This is a genomic window from Alphaproteobacteria bacterium, from assembly GCA_004295055.1.
Lineage (GTDB): Bacteria > Pseudomonadota > Alphaproteobacteria > SHNJ01 > SHNJ01 > SHNJ01.
Genome location: SHNJ01000012.1, coordinates 105,019 through 121,783, shown reverse-complemented (window position 1 = coordinate 121,783; position 16,765 = coordinate 105,019). Strand labels below are relative to the sequence as shown.

General features: G+C 49.2%; 20 protein-coding genes. 9 read left to right on the top strand and 11 right to left on the bottom strand.

Going from position 1 to position 16,765, the window contains the following annotated elements; translation table 11 throughout:
* Window positions 1-31 precede the first annotated feature (31 nt).
* The 7 genes from EYC62_03310 (at window position 32) to EYC62_03280 (ending at window position 6,368) form a co-directional block, all read left to right on the top strand.
* Window positions 32-1,561: a F0F1 ATP synthase subunit alpha gene (locus tag EYC62_03310; protein ID TAH36140.1), complete on the top strand. Its 1,530-nt coding sequence runs from the start codon at window positions 32-34 to the stop codon at window positions 1,559-1,561.
* 28 nt (window positions 1,562-1,589) lie between these two features.
* A complete protein-coding gene (locus tag EYC62_03305) occupies window positions 1,590-2,480 on the top strand; it encodes a F0F1 ATP synthase subunit gamma (GenBank protein TAH36139.1) in 891 nt (296 codons plus the stop codon).
* Window positions 2,481-2,509: 29 nt separating this feature from the next.
* Window positions 2,510-3,949 carry a F0F1 ATP synthase subunit beta gene (atpD, locus tag EYC62_03300; GenBank protein ID TAH36138.1) on the top strand — a complete coding sequence of 480 codons (1,440 nt, stop codon included), beginning with the start codon at window positions 2,510-2,512 and terminating at the stop codon, window positions 3,947-3,949.
* Window positions 3,950-3,957: 8 nt separating this feature from the next.
* Entirely contained in the window at window positions 3,958-4,353 is a 396-nt protein-coding gene (gene atpC / locus EYC62_03295) for an ATP synthase F1 subunit epsilon (protein ID TAH36137.1), read from the top strand.
* Between the two features lie 22 nt (window positions 4,354-4,375).
* On the top strand, window positions 4,376-4,786 hold the full coding sequence (locus EYC62_03290) for an aspartate 1-decarboxylase (protein TAH36136.1): 411 nt from the start codon (window positions 4,376-4,378) through the stop codon (window positions 4,784-4,786).
* 299 nt (window positions 4,787-5,085) lie between these two features.
* Entirely contained in the window at window positions 5,086-5,922 is an 837-nt protein-coding gene (locus EYC62_03285) for a ferritin-like domain-containing protein (protein TAH36135.1), read from the top strand.
* The gene (locus EYC62_03280) at window positions 5,922-6,368 is read left to right on the top strand and encodes a GNAT family N-acetyltransferase (protein TAH36134.1); all 447 of its coding nucleotides are present in this window, start codon (window positions 5,922-5,924) and stop codon (window positions 6,366-6,368) included. Before EYC62_03285 ends, EYC62_03280 begins: the two co-directional genes overlap by 1 nt.
* Here the strand turns inward: EYC62_03280 and EYC62_03275 are convergent.
* The 5 genes from EYC62_03275 to EYC62_03255 all read right to left on the bottom strand — a co-directional run bounded on the left by EYC62_03275 (window position 6,365) and on the right by EYC62_03255 (window position 12,200).
* Window positions 6,365-6,859 carry an RNA pyrophosphohydrolase gene (locus EYC62_03275; protein ID TAH36133.1) on the bottom strand — a complete coding sequence of 165 codons (495 nt, stop codon included), beginning with the start codon at window positions 6,857-6,859 and terminating at the stop codon, window positions 6,365-6,367. The two genes, EYC62_03280 and EYC62_03275, sit on opposite strands and share 4 nt — an antisense overlap.
* Window positions 6,860-6,958: 99 nt before the next feature.
* The gene (locus tag EYC62_03270) at window positions 6,959-8,014 is read right to left on the bottom strand and encodes a divergent polysaccharide deacetylase family protein (GenBank protein TAH36132.1); all 1,056 of its coding nucleotides are present in this window, start codon (window positions 8,012-8,014) and stop codon (window positions 6,959-6,961) included.
* A gap of 5 nt (window positions 8,015-8,019) precedes the next feature.
* Entirely contained in the window at window positions 8,020-9,426 is a 1,407-nt protein-coding gene (locus EYC62_03265; protein ID TAH36131.1) for a S41 family peptidase, read from the bottom strand.
* 15 nt (window positions 9,427-9,441) lie between these two features.
* Window positions 9,442-10,671 carry a hypothetical protein gene (locus EYC62_03260; GenBank protein TAH36130.1) on the bottom strand — a complete coding sequence of 410 codons (1,230 nt, stop codon included), beginning with the start codon at window positions 10,669-10,671 and terminating at the stop codon, window positions 9,442-9,444.
* Between the two features lie 2 nt (window positions 10,672-10,673).
* A complete protein-coding gene (locus EYC62_03255; protein TAH36129.1) occupies window positions 10,674-12,200 on the bottom strand; it encodes a 2,3-bisphosphoglycerate-independent phosphoglycerate mutase in 1,527 nt (508 codons plus the stop codon).
* Window positions 12,201-12,302: 102 nt separating this feature from the next.
* Here EYC62_03255 and EYC62_03250 point away from each other — a divergent pair, with 102 nt between their 5' ends.
* A complete protein-coding gene (locus EYC62_03250; GenBank protein TAH36128.1) occupies window positions 12,303-12,800 on the top strand; it encodes a hypothetical protein in 498 nt (165 codons plus the stop codon).
* Here EYC62_03250 and rlmH read toward each other — a convergent pair.
* The 4 genes from rlmH to obgE all read right to left on the bottom strand — a co-directional run bounded on the left by rlmH (window position 12,797) and on the right by obgE (window position 15,387).
* Complete coding sequence (rlmH, locus tag EYC62_03245) at window positions 12,797-13,252, bottom strand: 23S rRNA (pseudouridine(1915)-N(3))-methyltransferase RlmH (GenBank protein ID TAH36127.1); 456 nt, start codon at window positions 13,250-13,252, stop codon at window positions 12,797-12,799. The two genes, EYC62_03250 and rlmH, sit on opposite strands and share 4 nt — an antisense overlap.
* Before the next feature lie 71 nt (window positions 13,253-13,323).
* A complete protein-coding gene (rsfS, locus tag EYC62_03240) occupies window positions 13,324-13,779 on the bottom strand; it encodes a ribosome silencing factor (GenBank protein TAH36126.1) in 456 nt (151 codons plus the stop codon).
* A complete protein-coding gene (locus EYC62_03235; GenBank protein ID TAH36125.1) occupies window positions 13,767-14,366 on the bottom strand; it encodes a nicotinate-nucleotide adenylyltransferase in 600 nt (199 codons plus the stop codon). Before EYC62_03235 ends, rsfS begins: the two co-directional genes overlap by 13 nt.
* On the bottom strand, window positions 14,344-15,387 hold the full coding sequence (gene obgE, locus EYC62_03230; GenBank protein TAH36124.1) for a GTPase ObgE: 1,044 nt from the start codon (window positions 15,385-15,387) through the stop codon (window positions 14,344-14,346). Before obgE ends, EYC62_03235 begins: the two co-directional genes overlap by 23 nt.
* A gap of 38 nt (window positions 15,388-15,425) precedes the next feature.
* Here obgE and EYC62_03225 point away from each other — a divergent pair, with 38 nt between their 5' ends.
* Entirely contained in the window at window positions 15,426-15,704 is a 279-nt protein-coding gene (locus tag EYC62_03225) for a hypothetical protein (protein ID TAH36123.1), read from the top strand.
* Between the two features lie 138 nt (window positions 15,705-15,842).
* On the opposite strand, the gene EYC62_03220 is transcribed toward EYC62_03225, so the two are convergent.
* Window positions 15,843-16,100, bottom strand: coding sequence for a 50S ribosomal protein L27 (locus tag EYC62_03220; GenBank protein TAH36122.1), 258 nt, complete (start codon window positions 16,098-16,100; stop codon window positions 15,843-15,845).
* Between the two features lie 22 nt (window positions 16,101-16,122).
* Window positions 16,123-16,581, bottom strand: a complete 459-nt coding sequence (gene rplU, locus EYC62_03215) for a 50S ribosomal protein L21 (protein ID TAH36121.1) — start codon at window positions 16,579-16,581, stop codon at window positions 16,123-16,125.
* Window positions 16,582-16,765 lie beyond the last annotated feature (184 nt).

The window sequence follows — 16,765 nt, the reverse complement described above, 5'->3', positions numbered from 1 at the left end:
TTAAAAGGAAAGTTTATTTAGGAGAACATCAATGGAAATTCGTGCAGCAGAAATATCCGCGATTTTAAAACAGCAAATCAGCAATTTTTCAACCGAAGCCCAAGTCGCCGAAGTCGGCCAGGTTATTTCGGTGGGCGACGGTATCGCGCGTATTTACGGCTTGGACAAAGTGCAAGCCGGGGAGCTTGTGGAATTTCCAGGCGGCATCAAGGGCATGGCGCTGAATTTGGAAACCGATAACGTCGGCGTGGTTATTTTCGGCGACGATCGCGGCATTAAAGAAGGCGATACCGTAAAACGTACCGGCGCCATCGTCGACGTTCCGGTCGGCAAGGGTTTGCTCGGCCGTGTTGTAGACGGTTTGGGCAATCCAATTGACGGCAAAGGCCCATTGACCAACGTTACCCGCCGCCGTGTTGAGGTTAAGGCCCCTGGCATTATTCCACGCCAATCGGTTAACGAGCCCGTGCAAACCGGATTGAAAGCGATTGACTCGCTGGTTCCAATCGGCCGCGGTCAGCGCGAATTGATCATCGGCGACCGTCAAACGGGCAAAACGGCAGTTGCGATCGACGCTATTTTGAACCAAAAGGCGGTTAACGCCGGTTCGGATGAATCGAAAAAATTATACTGTATTTATGTGGCGATCGGACAAAAGCGTTCGACCGTTGCACAGATCGTCAAAACTTTGGAAGAACAAGGCGCATTGCAATATTCGATCGTGGTTGCGGCAACCGCATCCGATCCTGCGCCAATGCAATTCTTGGCGCCGTACACCGGCTGCTCGATGGGCGAATATTTCCGCGACAACGGCATGCATGCCGTTATTATTTATGATGATTTGTCGAAACAAGCGGTGGCTTATCGTCAGATGTCGTTGTTGTTGCGCCGTCCGCCAGGCCGCGAAGCGTATCCAGGCGACGTATTTTATCTGCACAGCCGTTTGCTCGAACGCGCCGCGAAACTGAACAAAGCGAATGGTTCAGGTTCGCTTACCGCGTTGCCGATCATCGAAACCCAGGCTGGCGACGTTTCGGCGTACATTCCAACCAATGTGATTTCGATCACCGACGGCCAGATTTTCTTGGAAACCGAATTATTCTATCGCGGTATTCGCCCGGCGATTAACGTCGGTTTGTCGGTATCGCGCGTCGGTTCCGCCGCGCAAATCAAAGCCATGAAACAAGTTGCTGGCCGTATCAAATTGGAATTGGCGCAGTACCGTGAAATGGCGGCATTCGCGCAGTTTGCATCGGATCTTGATGCCGCAACCCAAAAATTGCTGGCACGTGGCGCGCGTTTGACCGAATTGTTGAAACAGCCGCAATATTCGCCGCTGTCGGTCGAAGAACAAGTTTGCGTCATTTTCGCAGGTGTTCGCGGATATCTGGATAACGTTCCAACCAACAACATCACCAAATTCGAAGCTGAATTCTTGCGCGCTTTGCGCGGCAGTGGCGCAGACATTTTGTCCACCATCCGCACCGAGCAAGCATTAAGCGAAGCGACTGAGAACAAATTGAAATCGTTCTTGGAAAACTTCATGAAGAGTTTTGCGTAAGATTCACGGGCTGAAAACGGGATAATCCATGCCGAGTTTAAAAGAGTTTAGAAACCGAATCAAAAGCGTGAAATCCACGCGTAAGATTACGTCAGCCATGAAAATGGTCGCTGGCGCGAAATTAAAACGCGCCACCGATCGCGCCGCCGCTGGCCGCCCATACGCGCAAGCCATGGAAAAAATGCTGGCCAATTTAACGCAAAATATCAGCGCGTCCGAAGCGCCGGTATTAATGCGCGGCACTGGCAAGGACGATGTGCATTTACTAGTGGTTATGACGTCTGATCGCGGCCTCTGCGGCGCGTTCAACGGATCGATTTCCCGCCGTGCGCGCGCCGAAATCGTGCGTTTGCGCCAATTGGGCAAAAAAGTTTTGGTATTATGCGTTGGCCGCAAGGGCCGTGATTTCTTGCGCCGCGAATTTGCCGACTCCATCGTTGGCACGATGGAAGATATCGGCAAACCACAATTGTCGTTTGCCGATGCCGAACGCGTGGCCAGCAAAGTGATGGAATTGTTCAACGAAGGTAAATTTGATGTTGCGACGTTATTTTACAACCATTTCAAATCCGCGATGACCCAAGTGGTCACCGCGCAGCAATTGATTCCGGTTCCAATGGCGCCGAAGATCGCCAATCAAAACGAAGAAAAATCGGAACCAAAAGCGATTTACGAGTTCGAGCCAAGCCCGGAAGAAATTTTGGCTGAATTTTTGCCGCGCAATATTCGCGTGCAAATCTACCGCGCTTTGCTGGAAAATAACGCGTCCGAACAAGGCGCGCGGATGGTGGCGATGGATAATGCCACCCGTAACGCCGGCAAGGCAATCGACAGATTGAATTTGAATTATAACCGCGCGCGCCAAGCGTACATCACCAAAGAGATGATCGAAATCGTCTCTGGCGCCGAAGCGGTCTAAACGAATAAAGGAATTAAGGAGAAAGTAAAATGGCATTAGCAGCAGTGAAAAAAGACAATCAGGGTAAGATTCTTCAGGTTATCGGGCCGGTCGTGGACGTGCAATTCGAATCGTCCTTGCCGCCGATTTTGAACGCTTTGCACACCAAAAACGAAGACCAAACCTTGGTGCTTGAAGTCGCGCAACATTTGGGCGAGAACACCGTTCGTTGTATTGCTATGGATTCGACCGATGGTTTGACCCGCGGATCGCCGGTTAATGACACTGGCTCGCCAATTTCGGTCCCCGTGGGTCCCGGCACGCTGGGCCGTATTATGGATGTGGTTGGCAATCCGATTGACGATCGCGGCCCGGTTGTTACCGAAAAAACCTATCCGATTCACCGTTCGGCCCCGGAATTTGCGGAACAGTCGACCAAAAAAGAAGTTTTGGTGACGGGTATTAAAGTTATCGATTTGCTCTGCCCTTATTTGAAAGGTGGAAAAATCGGTTTGTTCGGCGGCGCCGGTGTCGGCAAAACCGTTCTGATTATGGAATTGATCAACAACGTCGCAAAGGCGCACGGCGGTTATTCGGTATTCGCTGGCGTGGGCGAACGGTCGCGCGAAGGCAACGATTTGTATCATGAAATGATCGAATCGGGCGTTATCAAAAAAGACGGCCCAGGCTCCAAAGCCGCGCTGGTTTACGGTCAAATGAACGAGCCGCCAGGCGCGCGTGCCCGTGTTGCTTTGACCGGTTTGACCCAAGCCGAATATTTCCGCGACGAAGAAAACCAAGACGTGTTGTTCTTCATCGACAACATCTTCCGTTTTACCCAAGCCGGTTCCGAAGTGTCGGCGTTGCTTGGCCGTATTCCATCGGCGGTGGGCTATCAGCCAACCTTGGCGACCGACATGGGCGCTTTGCAAGAACGCATTACCTCGACGAAGAAGGGTTCGATTACATCGGTTCAGGCGATTTACGTTCCGGCCGACGATTTGACCGATCCTGCACCGGCAACCTCGTTCTCTCACTTGGACGCAACCACCGTGTTGTCGCGCCAAATCGCGGAATTGGGCATTTATCCGGCGGTGGATCCGCTTGATTCCACCTCGCGTATTTTGGATCCGATCGTTCTGGGCGAAACGCATTACCAAGTTGCCCGTGACGTTCAGCGTGTATTGCAATCGTACAAATCGTTGCAAGACATTATCGCGATCTTGGGCATGGACGAATTGTCCGAAGAAGACAAATTGACCGTTATGCGCGCGCGCAAAATTCAACGTTTCTTGTCGCAACCGTTCCATGTGGCCGAAGTATTCACCGGATCGCCCGGCGTTCTCGTCAGTTTGGAAGAGACCATCAAGGGCTTCCGCGGCATCGTGGATGGCGCTTATGACGATCTTCCAGAACAAGCCTTCTACATGGTGGGCACAATCGACGAAGCTATTGCCAAAGCGAAGAAAATGGCGACAGAATCGAAATAGGAAATCGCATGGCCGAATCTTTTCAACTCGATATCATCGCGCCCGACAAAACCTTGCTGTCGGAGCCAGTGCAAATGGTTGTCATTCCGGGGACGGAGGGCGACTTTGGCGTGCTGGCAAAGCATGCGCCGTTTCTTAGCACGCTTCGGCCGGGAATTATTAAAATTCAACCGGTTAACAATAACGATAGCGAAACTTTATTTATCTCCGGGGGCTTTGCAGCGGTAGAAAATAACCATTGCACCATTTTGGCTGACTATGCTATACCTGCCAAAGAGATAAAACGTGAACAAGTTGTATCCCGTATCGAAAATATTACAAAAAAATTGCAAGAAGATCCGACCCAAGATACCTTGATCACCGAGTTAAAAGTTTGCGAAGCCATGTTGGCCGTCGCGGCCTAAACAAAATAGGGAGATTGAGCACATGATGATTACAATGCTTTCCGGTAAAATTCAGCGCGTGAAAGTTACCGACACGGATTCCGATATCGACGGTGGTATCACCATCGATGAAAAATTGATGGAAATGGCTGGCATTGGCAAGTTTCAGGAAGTTCAAGTCATCAATATCACCACTGGCGCTCATTTCACCACATACGCTTTGCCAGGCAAAAAAGCCTCTGGCGTTATTCAAACTAACGGCGGATGCAGCCAATTGGCGAAATCCGGCGATGTTATTCAAATTTTGACCTATGCCAGCGTTCCAGCGGCCGCAGCCGGCAACTGGATCCCGCAAGAAGTTCCAACGGACGAGAAAAATCGTCCAATCCACAGCATCGATCAAGGCGCCGCGAAATTCTTGGATGCTCGCCGCCGTCGTGCCGGTGCCGCTTAACTTACAAGCATTTGGCTGGAATCAGGGGGCATTTTTGCCCCCTTTTTATTCAAAAGTAATGGTCCAAGCAATTAAAATATAAGTAAGGATGAGAGTTATGGATCAAATAACATATGGTTGGGCAATGGTCTTGGGGGATCGCAACGCACGCAACGCGCCTTTGACTAGGGCTGGGTGGGGTTATTATATGATTGTGACAGCTGTTGTATTGGTATCGGGGGTATTGGCGATGAAAGATAAGCCAGAAACAACATCTCGGCCGATTATAACAAAACAGCCAGCAACACACGGAAGATAAAATGAAACATTGGGATTATCAAACCGATATTGATTGGGAAAAATTCGACAGGTCCAAAGTTGATCCTGCTATTGTGCCATTGATCAAGGCCGCCGCGTTGGTGGAATATAATGGCGGACAATATGCCGATCATTTGGTACCCGTATTCGCGGATGACCCCGATTTTTGCGCGTCCGCGCGCGATTGGGGGATTGAAGAAATTCAACACGGGCAAAGCCTTGGTAAGTGGGCGTCATTATACGATCCAACATTCAATTTAGAAGATGCGTTCCAAAAATTTACCTCCGGTTATCAAATTCCAGTGCAGGCTGGCGTTTCCGCGCGCGGATCGCGCGCTGGCGAGATGATTGCGCGTTGTATTGTCGAAACCGGAACCAGTTCCTATTACACGGCGCTGATGGAATCGACCGACGAGCCGGTATTAAAAGATATTTGCCGCCATATCGCCGCGGATGAATTCCGGCATTACAAATTATTTTACCAATATTTTAAAAAATATGTGGCGATTGAAAAAATTTCTTTCCCGCGCCGATTGATGATCGCCATCGGCAGGATCAGTGAAACCGAGGATGATGAATTATCCTATGCCTATTATTCCGGCAATCTTGCGGCCAACGACAATACAGCTTATGACCGGGAATTATTCAATAAACGCTATATGTTCGGCGCTTATTCCTATTACCGCCGCCACCATATCGAGCGCGCGGTTGGTATGGTATTGAAAGCAACTGGCCTCAAAGCGGGCGGGAAATTGAATTCCTGGCTGACAACGCTGGCGTACAAAAAAATGCAAAAAAATCTGCACAAACTGGCGAATGATTTGAAACAGGCAGCGTAATGCAGCAGCCGGTCTGGAAGAAATTCGATCAGCTTAGTTTGAATGAACTTTATGCCATTTTAAAACTGCGTATCGATGTATTTGTGGTTGAACAAAATTGTCCTTGGGCAGATCTGGATAATTTGGATCAAGTTTCCTGGCATTTATGTTTATGGCAGGGTCCGGAATTGGCCGCTTATGCGCGGTTGCTGCCGCCACATCATATGGGCAGCGAAGTGAAAATTCAGCGCGTTATCACCGATCAAAAATTCCGCGGCCAAGGATTGGGGCAACAATTAATGACCGCGGCGCTGGAAAAATCGACAGAATTATTTCCCGGCATTCCAATAAAAATCGGTGCGCAAGAACGGCTAGAGAAATTTTATTCCAATCTTGGTTTTATGCCGTGCGGCAAACCTTATGACGATCTTGGCATTATGCATATCGATATGATTAAAGTTGCCTAGGATAGTAAATTTTTAAATTCCTGCAAAACCCGCGCGTAAACATCGCGTTTGAACGGCACGATTAAATCCAGCAATTGATTGGGTTGCGCCCATTGCCAAGTTATAAATTCCGGCTTGGCGTCCGCGTCGATTTTAATATCGGCATCGACCCCGGTAAATCGCATGGCAAACCATTTTTGCCGTTGGCCAATATATTTTCCGCCCCATAATTTTTTCTGCAAATCGGATGGCAAATCGTAATACAGCCAATCTTTGCTTTCGGCGATAATATCCGCTTTGCCTGTGCCAACTTCTTCCCGCAATTCGCGCCAGACCGCATCGCTTGGATTTTCGCCATCATCGATGCCGCCTTGCGGCATTTGCCAGGCATCGGCAATTTTATCGGCGCGCTGGCCGACAAAAACCTCGCGGTTTTTGTTCAATAACATAATGCCGACGCCGGGCCGGTAACGGGAAGGTGTCAGGTGTCGGGTGTCGGATTTCAGGATCATTATTAAAAAGTCAGGTTTTGGGAATAGGTATCGAATTTTAGAATAATTGCTCGTATAAATCCATAACCTACCTGACACCGGGTACCTGATACCTGAAACCTATTTCCCAATGTCAACCATTGCGGTGATTGGCATTAATACAAGGCCTTTGGCCTCCAGCGTTTGGGACCATTCTTTGATTTTACGCACGCTGATAGGATAAGCCTGTGCCAAGCCGACCGCGTATCCGCTGGTTCTGGCTTGCTGTTCCAGATCCTTCAATCGCGCGTCGATCGCGCTCCGGGATGGCTCGCTGTCTATCAGTAATGTGACGCTGGCGATTTGCGACTTGATATCGGCCGATACTTGATCGGTAACGGAATTTACCGAAGCCATGTTATCGACGAAAATATAACCTTGCTGTTTTATTTCGGACAAAGCCGCCTTCATTGGTCCGGTTTTTGATAGATATTTCCCGCCCATAAAAGCCAGTAGACCCACGCTGCCCTTGGCTTGGGTTAAAACCCAATCTAAATTTTTTGCATTTTCGTCCCAGGATTTATCGGTAAACAATGCGCGCGGTCCCGGATCGCTGCCAGGATAATAAACCGGCTCCAATGGCAATTCGACCAAGGCTTCCTGGTTTCTGGCACGCACGCGCTGTATCAGCGAGAAAAGATTTTCGCCATAAACCGAAAATCCGATAGTGGTCAGTGGCGGCAATTCATTTAATGCCAATTCCGTTTCTTCTTTTTTAAGGCCTAGGCCCGTAACAATAATCGCGATTTTAGGCCTGCTGTCGGACCGGTCATATCGTGCCGCATTGGCTTTCCATGGAATGCCGGAAACAATGGCTGGCGGCAAAGGCGCGGGTGCTGCAATATCGGGGCTGGAATCGGGGGTGGTGGAAACAGGAGAAGCCTGTTCACCAACATCCGGCAGCGGCGGCGTTTCCATCGCACCCAATATGGATTGAATGCCTGCAGTTATTGCCGACCCTGCGATATCAGAACTGGCGCTGGGAATGGCCAATGTGCGGCGCGAAGCGGTGTCTTCTGCCTGAACCATGGCCCAGGCAATGAGGGCCGATACACCCGCGATAAATAAAAACACTACAACCAATAAGCCCCACCAGGATAATTTGGTATGGGCTTTATCGGCGGTAAGGACGGTCATGGGTCTTACTTTGCTTTGGCCGGGGTGGGGGTTTCTTTTGCCGCTTTTTTAACGGCGCCGGGATGGTTGTACATATAAATTCCACGCAGCAAATCGACGCCACGAGCCAATTGATAATCTTCATCCGGTTTTCCGGATTCAGCCGCGGCATATTTATCCGCGTCTTCCTTATCTTTATTGGCCGATTTATCGTCGGATTTTTTGCCGTTCTTATCGTCGGATTTTACAGCGTCTTTATCCTGATCGTTTTTCAACGCGCCGCGCAAGTCTGCTTCCCGGCGGCCTTTGGAATCTTTTTCCAAGATTTCAATTTTAGCCACTGGAACTTCGATATCTGGCGTTATGCCTTTGCCTTGGATCGATTTGCCGGACGGGGTGTAATACCGGGCGGTGGTCAGGCGCATCGCGCCATGGCCTGGCAATGGAATAATGGTTTGCACCGATCCCTTGCCGAACGATTGCGTACCCAGCACGATTGCGCGGTGATTGTCTTGCAAGGCGCCGGAAACAATTTCCGATGCCGATGCCGAACCGCCATTGATTAATATTACAATTGGCAGTCCTTTGATCAAATCGCCAGGTTTGGCGTTAACACGTTGCGTGTCTTCCACTTTGCGCGAACGGGTTGATACGATTTCGCCGCTTTCTAAAAATGCGTCCGATACCGCGATTGCCTGATCCAACAATCCGCCTGGGTTGTTACGCAGATCCAGCACGATACCTTTTAAATTGTCGCCCAACTTGGATTTAATTTCTTCGATTCCTTTGCTTAATCCCGGATAGGTCAATTCGTTGAATGTGGTAATCCGCACATAGCCGACATCGTCCAGAACTTTGCTTTTGACCGATTGGATTTTGATGATATCGCGTGTCAATGTTACATCGAACGGTTCCGCATTTTCCCGGCGTACCGATAATTTGACTTTGGTGTTTACGGGGCCGCGCAGTTTTTCTACCGCTTCGCTTAAAGTCAGGCCCATGACTTGTTCGCCGTCAATATGGGTAACGAAATCGCCTGGTTTCAATCCGGCCTTTGCCGCCGGGGTGTCATCGATCGGCGATACAACTTTTATCAATCCGGCTTCCATTGTAACTTCGATACCAAGTCCGCCAAATTCGCCTTTGGTTTGAACCTGCATATCTTGGAAATTCTTGGCGTTTAAATAGCTGGAATGCGGGTCCAGGGCGGATAGCATGCCGTTGATGGCGTCTTCCATCAATTTTTCCTCTTCGACCGGTTCCACATATTCCTGGCGAGTGCGTTCAAATACATCGCCGAACAAATTCAGCAATTGATATGTTTCAGAAGCGCTTTTGCTGGCTTTTTTATCGTCATTAGCGGCAAAAGACGGGATAGAGAGTAAACCGGCGATCAGGGCAACCGCGGCTAGAAATTTTACATAACGCAACATAAGGAACCTTTTGGTTTAAGAGTTAGGGCTGGTCCAATTCTGTGGAGGAACTGGTTGCCCGTTTTTACGGAATTCGACATAGAGCCGGGGCGAGGCGGGACCTGTGCCCATGACCCCGACGGGTTCACCGGCAACCAGATTTTGCCCCAGCGCGCTATCGATGCGTCCAAGATTGGATAACATTATATGGTACCCGTCCCCAACTTCAATAATTAAGATCAATCCGTACGACCGAAATTGTCCGGCGTAGACTACTTCGCCAGCATAGGGGCTAACTACCTGGGCTTGTGGGCGGGTTTCTATGACCAAACCCTTGCTAAGTCCGCCCATTGTGTTGGTTTCGCCATATTCGGTGACGATTTTACCCTTGGCCGGCAAAGGAATACCGCCGATGGTGGCAACTTCCTTGCCTGATTTGGGTTTAATTTTTGGCTTAGGCAGGGTTTGGGTAACGCGCTGTTTGCGTTCTTCTTCCAATTTCGCGATTAAATCGCGTAAATCGGCGGCCTGGCCGGCTAATTGTTGAATCTTTTGTTCTTGTTTCTCTTGCGCTTTTTGGTTGGCTGCATGAGCTGCTTTGCGCTTTTTAACCAGACTTTCCAATTTTTCTTTTTCCGCCAACAGCTGCTTGCTGCGGTCGATAACTTCGGAATGTTTTTCTTCGATGGTTTTTTCAACCAAGGAAATAGCGTCCAATTGTGCCTTTAACACTGCCACCTGCTTATCCAACTCCGGCGTCATTTGTTTTAAAAGAACGATGGTGTGCGCGGTTTCGGCAGGGGTTTGCGGAATGGCCAGCAATGCCTGTGGCGGCTGGCGTTTCAACCGCAAGATCGCAGCAAGTACATGCGATAATGAGTCATGGCTTTTCAGCAAATCTTTTTCGGCCTTATCGCGTTGCGCGCCTAAATCCTTAAGGCTGGCTTCCAGTTTGCTCAACGCTTCTTCCTGATCCTGGGCGCGTTCGGCAGCCTCGACCATATCGCCTTGTAACTTTTCTATTTCCTCGGCCAGTTCTTCTTGCTGAAGTTTTAGCTTTTCCTGCTTGGCGCGCTCCGCCTCGATATTTTTTTCTAATTGCTGCGCTTGATTATTGATTTGGTCGATACGATTGGCGGATTTTTTGGCTGGCGTGGATTTGACCGCAGTCTGTTCCGGCTTGGCAAATGCCGGAGTATGCATAACGATCAGGCCGGACAGAATTACGGCCAATAAAATCGGCGATTTATTTTTGAAAAGGCTCATTGTTATAAAATTACGGTTCCGGTCATCGATGCTGGTTGTGGCAAGTTCAACAAGCGCAAAACGCTTGGCGCCACATCCGCCAGTCTACCATTCTTCAGCGTTTTGACGCCAGTTTTATCGTTAAAAAGTACCAGTTTTACCGGGTTCAATGTGTGGGCGGTGTGCGGCTCGCCAGTTTCCGGATCGCGCATCATTTCGGCGTTGCCGTGATCGGCGGTTACGAGCATTACCCCACCCATTTTCTCAACCGCATCCATAACACGCCCAAGACATATATCAACCGTTTCACAGGCCTTGATGGCCGCTTCTAAAATGCCGCTATGGCCGACCATATCGGGGTTGGCGTAATTGATTAAAATAAAATCATATTGGGCGGATTCAATCGCTTCGACCAATTTATCGGTCAATGGAATCGCCGACATTTCCGGTTGCAAATCATAGGTAGCGACTTTCGGCGAGGGAACCAGAATCCGGTCTTCGCCGGTATATTGTTTTTCCTCGCCGCCATTGAAAAAGAAAGTGACATGCGGATATTTTTCCGTCTCCGCCATGCGCAATTGGCGCTTGCCGGCCTTGGCGACCACTTCGCCCAGCAAGTCATGCAAAGGTTGCGGCGTGAATAATATTTGCATCCGGTTGGCCAAATCAGCCGAATATTCGGTCATTGCCACCGCGACAGATGCATGAACAGGGCGGCGGGCAAAGTCATGAAAATCGGGATCCAAAAGCGCAGTCATAATTTGCCGCACCCGGTCGGACCGGAAATTGGCACATAAAATCGCATCGCCGTCTTGCATGGCTTGAAAGCCTGGCAAAATGCGTGGCTTGATAAATTCATCCGTCTCGCCAGCATCATGCGCGGATTTAATTGCAGCGGAAAGGGACGGCGCGTGATCCGCCTTGCCATCGACGATAGCGTTATAAGCCAATTCCACCCGTTCCCATCGCTTGTCGCGGTCCATGGCATAGTATCGCCCACAAAGGGTGGCAGGCTTAATATGCGGCAGGTTCTTTAATTCCTGTTCCAGCGCCGATACATAATCGATTGCGCTTTGCGGCGGTGTATCGCGGCCATCGGTCCATAGATGCAAGTATGTTGGAATGCCAGCATCATTCAGAATTTTACATAGCGCTACTATATGATCTTGATGCGAATGCACGCCGCCTGGCGAATACAATCCCATCAAATGACATGATCTTCCTTTGGATTTCAGGGTTTCGATCATCTGTTTTAGAATCGGATGATTTTTTAAACTTCCATCTTCGATCGCGGAATCGATTCGCGGCAAATCCTGCATGACGACGCGTCCGGCGCCCAAATTCATATGGCCTACTTCGGAATTGCCCATTTGCCCGGTGGGTAATCCCACATCGCGGCCGCAGGTTTTTAGTAACGCCTGCGGCGATGATTTCAACAACCGGTCCCAATTTGGGGTTTTGGCCATGGCAACGGCGTTGTCGGTTCGTGTTTCGCTATATCCCCAGCCATCGAGGATGCACAGAATTACAGGTTTTTGTTGGGTTTTCATAGAGTTAGAATTAGCATATAATAAATCCTGAAAGCCAATAGTTTATTGACATATAAATAACATGATCCTACAAAGAAACGACTTTTAAAAAGGGAAATTATCATGGCAAATCAACTTCCTAAACAGGTAGCCATACTGGTTGGAGCAACAGTAATTGGGGGAATGATAGGATCCACGATTTCTGAGGTTTGCACCACACGTGAACAAGGGCAGTACTTGGCGAGTGTGCCAACACCTCTTACCGTTCGAATGCCGAATAATGAAGGTGTATCTTTAAACTTTAATCCTATCACCCATAACTATTCCGTGCTGCAATCCAATTCGGTTTTGCCTTCTATAGGAAGAATTGCTGAAGCAGGAGCGACTGCGATTGAGGTTCCAACTGTTAACGTACAACAGAATTTAACAGCCCAAGCAGTGGCGGCCAGTTATAATCAACAAATTGACACCCGATTAAATACTATTTCTCAGGGTAATCAGTGGATCTTTGCCACAGGCATGATTTCTGGTCTGGTAATTGGGATGATAGGCGGCTTTGGTTGCCCCTATGTTGCGCGGCGTATACGAGAACAAAGACAAGGTAGCATTCGCCTAGCCTAATCCCGGTGATACGGGTGTCCGTCCAGAATCGTTTTGGCGCGGTAAATTTGTTCCAATAACATCACCTTAACCAACCTATGTGGCCAAGTCATGGCGCCGAATGCCAATTTATAATCGGCGCGTTTCAATATACCTATATCCAATCCATCCGCGCCGCCAATAATAAAACATAAATGTGATTGCCCAGCATTCTGCCAGGATTTAATAGATTCCGCGAATTCTTTGCTGGTCGGATTTTTGCCGCGTTCATCGAGCGCCACGATCATCGCGCCTTTGGGAATTTGCGCGGCGATTTGCTCGGCCTCGATTTCCTTGATATTGGGCTTATTTGCGCCTTTGCTGTCCGATTCCAGGATTTTCACCGGCCAGGACAGGCGTTTTTCATATTCGGCGCAAAGTTCCGCAACCGCGTCGCGTTTGGATTTGCCAATAGCAATGATGGTGATTTTCATAACAGGTGTCAGGTATCAGGTAACGGGTTTCAGGTCAACAACCTGGAACTTGGCACCGGATACCTCGAACCTTAGGCCATAAGCGTAGGTTGATCGACTTGTGGTATATTAGCGCCCCACATCTTTTCAACGTTATAAAACCCTCTCGCTTCGGGTTTGAAAAGATGCACGATGACATCGCCGGTATCCACGCAAACCCAGTCGCAGCCGGGGATGCCTTCGACCTTTACGGGGTCGACGGTGCGGCTGATCCGATCGGCAATCGCGCCCAGCTGGCGTTGCGAGGCGCCAGAGGCAACAATCATATAATCGGCAATACTGGATTTTCCGGATAAATCGATAACAACGACGTCTTGGGCCTTAGTTTCATCTAAGCAGCGTTCGATCAGGTCGAGAACGGCTGAAGCACTTTGTTGTTTGGTCACTATGGGAAAAATCTCCTTTTCCAAGCGTATACCCTTATTATAAATCAAATTGTTAAAAAAATGTAAAACAAAAACCAATAAAACCGGGCTTAAAGCCACCATTTGCGTGGTTTTTTTGCCCTTATGCGGCTGGCGGAGCGTTTGTCGGCAAAGCCGGTCAGGTACGTCCAAGCAGGCGGTTTTTGCGCTGCAAAATCAGTTTTAGATGTAATGCGGTATTTTTTTAATGCAACGGCAGCCTCGGATTTTAAAGATGCCTTGCCAATCGGCTGCCGTTTTATGATGGCGATCGGTATACGCCGCGCAATTTGCCGCCATTTCCGCCAGCGGTCGAAGCCCGCCAAATTATCGCTGCCCATCAGCCAGATAAATTGGGGGTTTGGGAATTTTTTCTGGATTTGGGTTATGGTATCGATGCTGTACCGCGTGCCCATTTGCGATTCCAGATTTTTGATTTTTATTTTTGGGTGAGCGCCGATTTTACGCGCCTGTTTCAACCGCGTGGACAGGGGCGCCATATCATCCGATTTTTTCAACGGATTTTGTGGGCTGACCAGCCACCATATTTCATCGAGCTTAAGAGCGCGTAAAGCGAACAAGGACATTTTTTTATGTCCCAGATGCGCGGGGTTAAATGACCCTCCCAAAAGTCCAATTTTACGGGGTTTATTCGGCGGCCGGCGTTTCATGATGGTCTTGCTCGGCGGCGGCTTTTTCGGCTCTCGCTTTTTCGATCTCGGCGCGCAATTCGCGCAATACGGGCAGAATATTTTTCTGCGCGGCGGCGGAAATCAGATGCACTTTTTTGCCCGATGCTTTTTCCACCTGTTTTTTCTTGTCCGCTTGTTCTTCGTCGCTCAGCGCGTCAATTTTATTAATAGCGATTACTTCATGTTTTTCGCTTAACCCATGGCCGTATTCGTCCAATTCCGCGCGGATGGTGCGGTAAGATTGCGCCAGATCTTCTTCGGTGCCATCGATCAAATGCAACAACACGTTGCACCGCTCCACATGCGCCAGAAATTTGGTGCCAAGCCCGCGGCCTTCGGATGCGCCTTCGATCAGGCCAGGAATATCCGCGAGGACAAAGGAATATTCATCCGCTTTGACGACGCCCAGTTGCGGGTTCAAAGTGGTGAATGGGTAATCGGCGATTTTCGGTTTTGCCGCAGACGTTGCCGCCAGAAATGTGGACTTGCCTGCGTTGGGCTGGCCAATAATACCGGCATCGGCGATCAGTTTTAATCTAAGCCAGACCCAGCGTTCCTCGCCGGGCCAGCCCGGTAATGCCTTGGTCGGCGCGCGGTTGGTCGATGTTTTGAAATGCACATTGCCGAATCCGCCATCGCCGCCTTTTAACAAAACGACTTTCTTGCCATCTTTGTCCATGTCGGCCAGCAGGGTTTCTTTATCTTCATCCAGAATTTCGGTGCCGACCGGAACTTTGATAATCAAATCCTCGCCGGATTTGCCGAATTGATCGCGGCCACGGCCATTTTCGCCTTGTTCGGCTTTGAAATGTTGTTGGTACCGGAAATCAATCAGCGTGTTCAAATTTTCGCCAGCGACAAAAATAATGCTGCCGCCACGGCCACCATTGCCGCCGTCGGGACCTCCTTCGGGAATAAATTTCTCCCGCCGGAACGAGGCCGAGCCATTGCCGCCATCGCCGCTTTTAATAAAGATTTTTGCTTCGTCTAAAAATTTCATGTCCCAAATCCAATCGATTCAGGAAAATAGCAAAAATAATGAATAATATCTATGTGCGTGTGGCAGCTTTAAGCGCTAAAAAACGCCTCTCAACTCCCGTGGCTGCTTGCACTTTTTCCGCAGCGTCAGGCGGAGCTTTACCCAAGCTGGGAATAGTAATTGATCCTTTGGGTCCATTAATTGTAGCCTCGTGTTTTTCAAAACTAACAGTGCAGCCAGTACCTGGCGCTTGCACCATTTCGCATATTCGCGAGTATTTCATCACGTTCCCCCTGGATTATTTATTCAATTTTCTAATGATAACCGAATATAAATAAAGTGCCTAGGGGAAATTAGCGCAGCAATATTACAAAGGGGATATTTTAAGAAACTAGATTCAACCGTTCGTGGTAAATTTGGCCAATAAAAAACGGCCCTGTGAGGGGCCGCTTTTAAGCTTCTCAAGCTTAAATATCTTAGGCGTTGCCTACGACGTTAACAAAGGTTTTGCCACCGCTTTTGCGTTGGAATTGAACTTTGCCATCCGTGGTCGCGAAAATGGTGTGATCGCGGCCCATATCCACGTTTTTGCCTGGATAGAATTTGGTGCCGCGTTGACGGATGATAATGCCGCCGGCCAAGATGTCTTGTCCGCCGCTAACTTTTACGCCCAATCTTCTGCCGGCTGAGTCGCGACCGTTGGCGGTACTACCGCCTGCTTTCTTCTGTGCCATAACTTAAACTCCTTTAATCCTATTACTCGGCTTTTTTGCCTTTGGCCGCGGTTTTCTTCGCCGCCGGTTTTTTCGCTGCCGCCGGTTTGGCTGCTTTGGCGGATTTTGCCGCTGCCGCTGGGCGTTTGTTGCGCGCTTTGTATTCCGGAGCCGATTTTTTCGGGCCGCCAGAAGCGCTGATATCGAACACTTTTACCATGGTCAATTCTTGGCGATGGCCGCGTTTACGGCGGTAATTGTGACGACGTTTCTTTTTAAAGATGATCACTTTGTCATCTTGATATTGATCCAAAACCTGCACGCTGACGCTGGCGCCGCCGATGGTTGGTTTGCCCAGCTGCACCTTGCCGCCGTCTTCGATGGCCAATACCGAATCGAACGTTACGGTTTGACCGGCTTCTTTGGTCAATTTTTCAACCGAGAAAATATCGCCTTCTTTCACGCGATATTGTTTTCCACCGGTTTGGATGATTGCGTACATGATACCTTGCCTCTTATATTTATATAATAATTCTATATGCTTAGGCCGTTCAGCGGCTTTGGCGAACCCGTCAATATAAGGATTTTGCGCTTTCTGTCAATCGCTTTCGCAACAAAATTTGTCATTTTTTCCAATGATTTTCAGGGGGTTATGGGTGTTCAATCCAAATGGGGGGCAAAGCTGG

What these genes read in the sequence shown, in the direction of transcription:
- EYC62_03280 (TAH36134.1), top strand. Translation starts at nt 5,922, where the DNA reads ATGCAGCAGCCGGTCTGGAAGAAATTCGATCAGCTTAGTTTGAATGAA.
- EYC62_03225 (TAH36123.1), top strand. Translation starts at nt 15,426, where the DNA reads ATGAATAATATCTATGTGCGTGTGGCAGCTTTAAGCGCTAAAAAACGC.
- EYC62_03255 (TAH36129.1), bottom strand. Translation starts at nt 12,200, where the DNA reads ATGAAAACCCAACAAAAACCTGTAATTCTGTGCATCCTCGATGGCTGG.
- EYC62_03270 (TAH36132.1), bottom strand. Translation starts at nt 8,014, where the DNA reads ATGACCGTCCTTACCGCCGATAAAGCCCATACCAAATTATCCTGGTGG.
- EYC62_03310 (TAH36140.1), top strand. Translation starts at nt 32, where the DNA reads ATGGAAATTCGTGCAGCAGAAATATCCGCGATTTTAAAACAGCAAATC.
- EYC62_03275 (TAH36133.1), bottom strand. Translation starts at nt 6,859, where the DNA reads ATGATCCTGAAATCCGACACCCGACACCTGACACCTTCCCGTTACCGG.
- rplU (TAH36121.1), bottom strand. Translation starts at nt 16,581, where the DNA reads ATGTACGCAATCATCCAAACCGGTGGAAAACAATATCGCGTGAAAGAA.
- EYC62_03220 (TAH36122.1), bottom strand. Translation starts at nt 16,100, where the DNA reads ATGGCACAGAAGAAAGCAGGCGGTAGTACCGCCAACGGTCGCGACTCA.
- rsfS (TAH36126.1), bottom strand. Translation starts at nt 13,779, where the DNA reads ATGGTGGCTTTAAGCCCGGTTTTATTGGTTTTTGTTTTACATTTTTTT.
- EYC62_03290 (TAH36136.1), top strand. Translation starts at nt 4,376, where the DNA reads ATGATGATTACAATGCTTTCCGGTAAAATTCAGCGCGTGAAAGTTACC.
- EYC62_03265 (TAH36131.1), bottom strand. Translation starts at nt 9,426, where the DNA reads ATGTTGCGTTATGTAAAATTTCTAGCCGCGGTTGCCCTGATCGCCGGT.
- EYC62_03260 (TAH36130.1), bottom strand. Translation starts at nt 10,671, where the DNA reads ATGAGCCTTTTCAAAAATAAATCGCCGATTTTATTGGCCGTAATTCTG.
- EYC62_03285 (TAH36135.1), top strand. Translation starts at nt 5,086, where the DNA reads ATGAAACATTGGGATTATCAAACCGATATTGATTGGGAAAAATTCGAC.
- EYC62_03235 (TAH36125.1), bottom strand. Translation starts at nt 14,366, where the DNA reads ATGAAACGCCGGCCGCCGAATAAACCCCGTAAAATTGGACTTTTGGGA.
- obgE (TAH36124.1), bottom strand. Translation starts at nt 15,387, where the DNA reads ATGAAATTTTTAGACGAAGCAAAAATCTTTATTAAAAGCGGCGATGGC.
- atpD (TAH36138.1), top strand. Translation starts at nt 2,510, where the DNA reads ATGGCATTAGCAGCAGTGAAAAAAGACAATCAGGGTAAGATTCTTCAG.
- atpC (TAH36137.1), top strand. Translation starts at nt 3,958, where the DNA reads ATGGCCGAATCTTTTCAACTCGATATCATCGCGCCCGACAAAACCTTG.
- EYC62_03305 (TAH36139.1), top strand. Translation starts at nt 1,590, where the DNA reads ATGCCGAGTTTAAAAGAGTTTAGAAACCGAATCAAAAGCGTGAAATCC.
- rlmH (TAH36127.1), bottom strand. Translation starts at nt 13,252, where the DNA reads ATGAAAATCACCATCATTGCTATTGGCAAATCCAAACGCGACGCGGTT.
- EYC62_03250 (TAH36128.1), top strand. Translation starts at nt 12,303, where the DNA reads ATGGCAAATCAACTTCCTAAACAGGTAGCCATACTGGTTGGAGCAACA.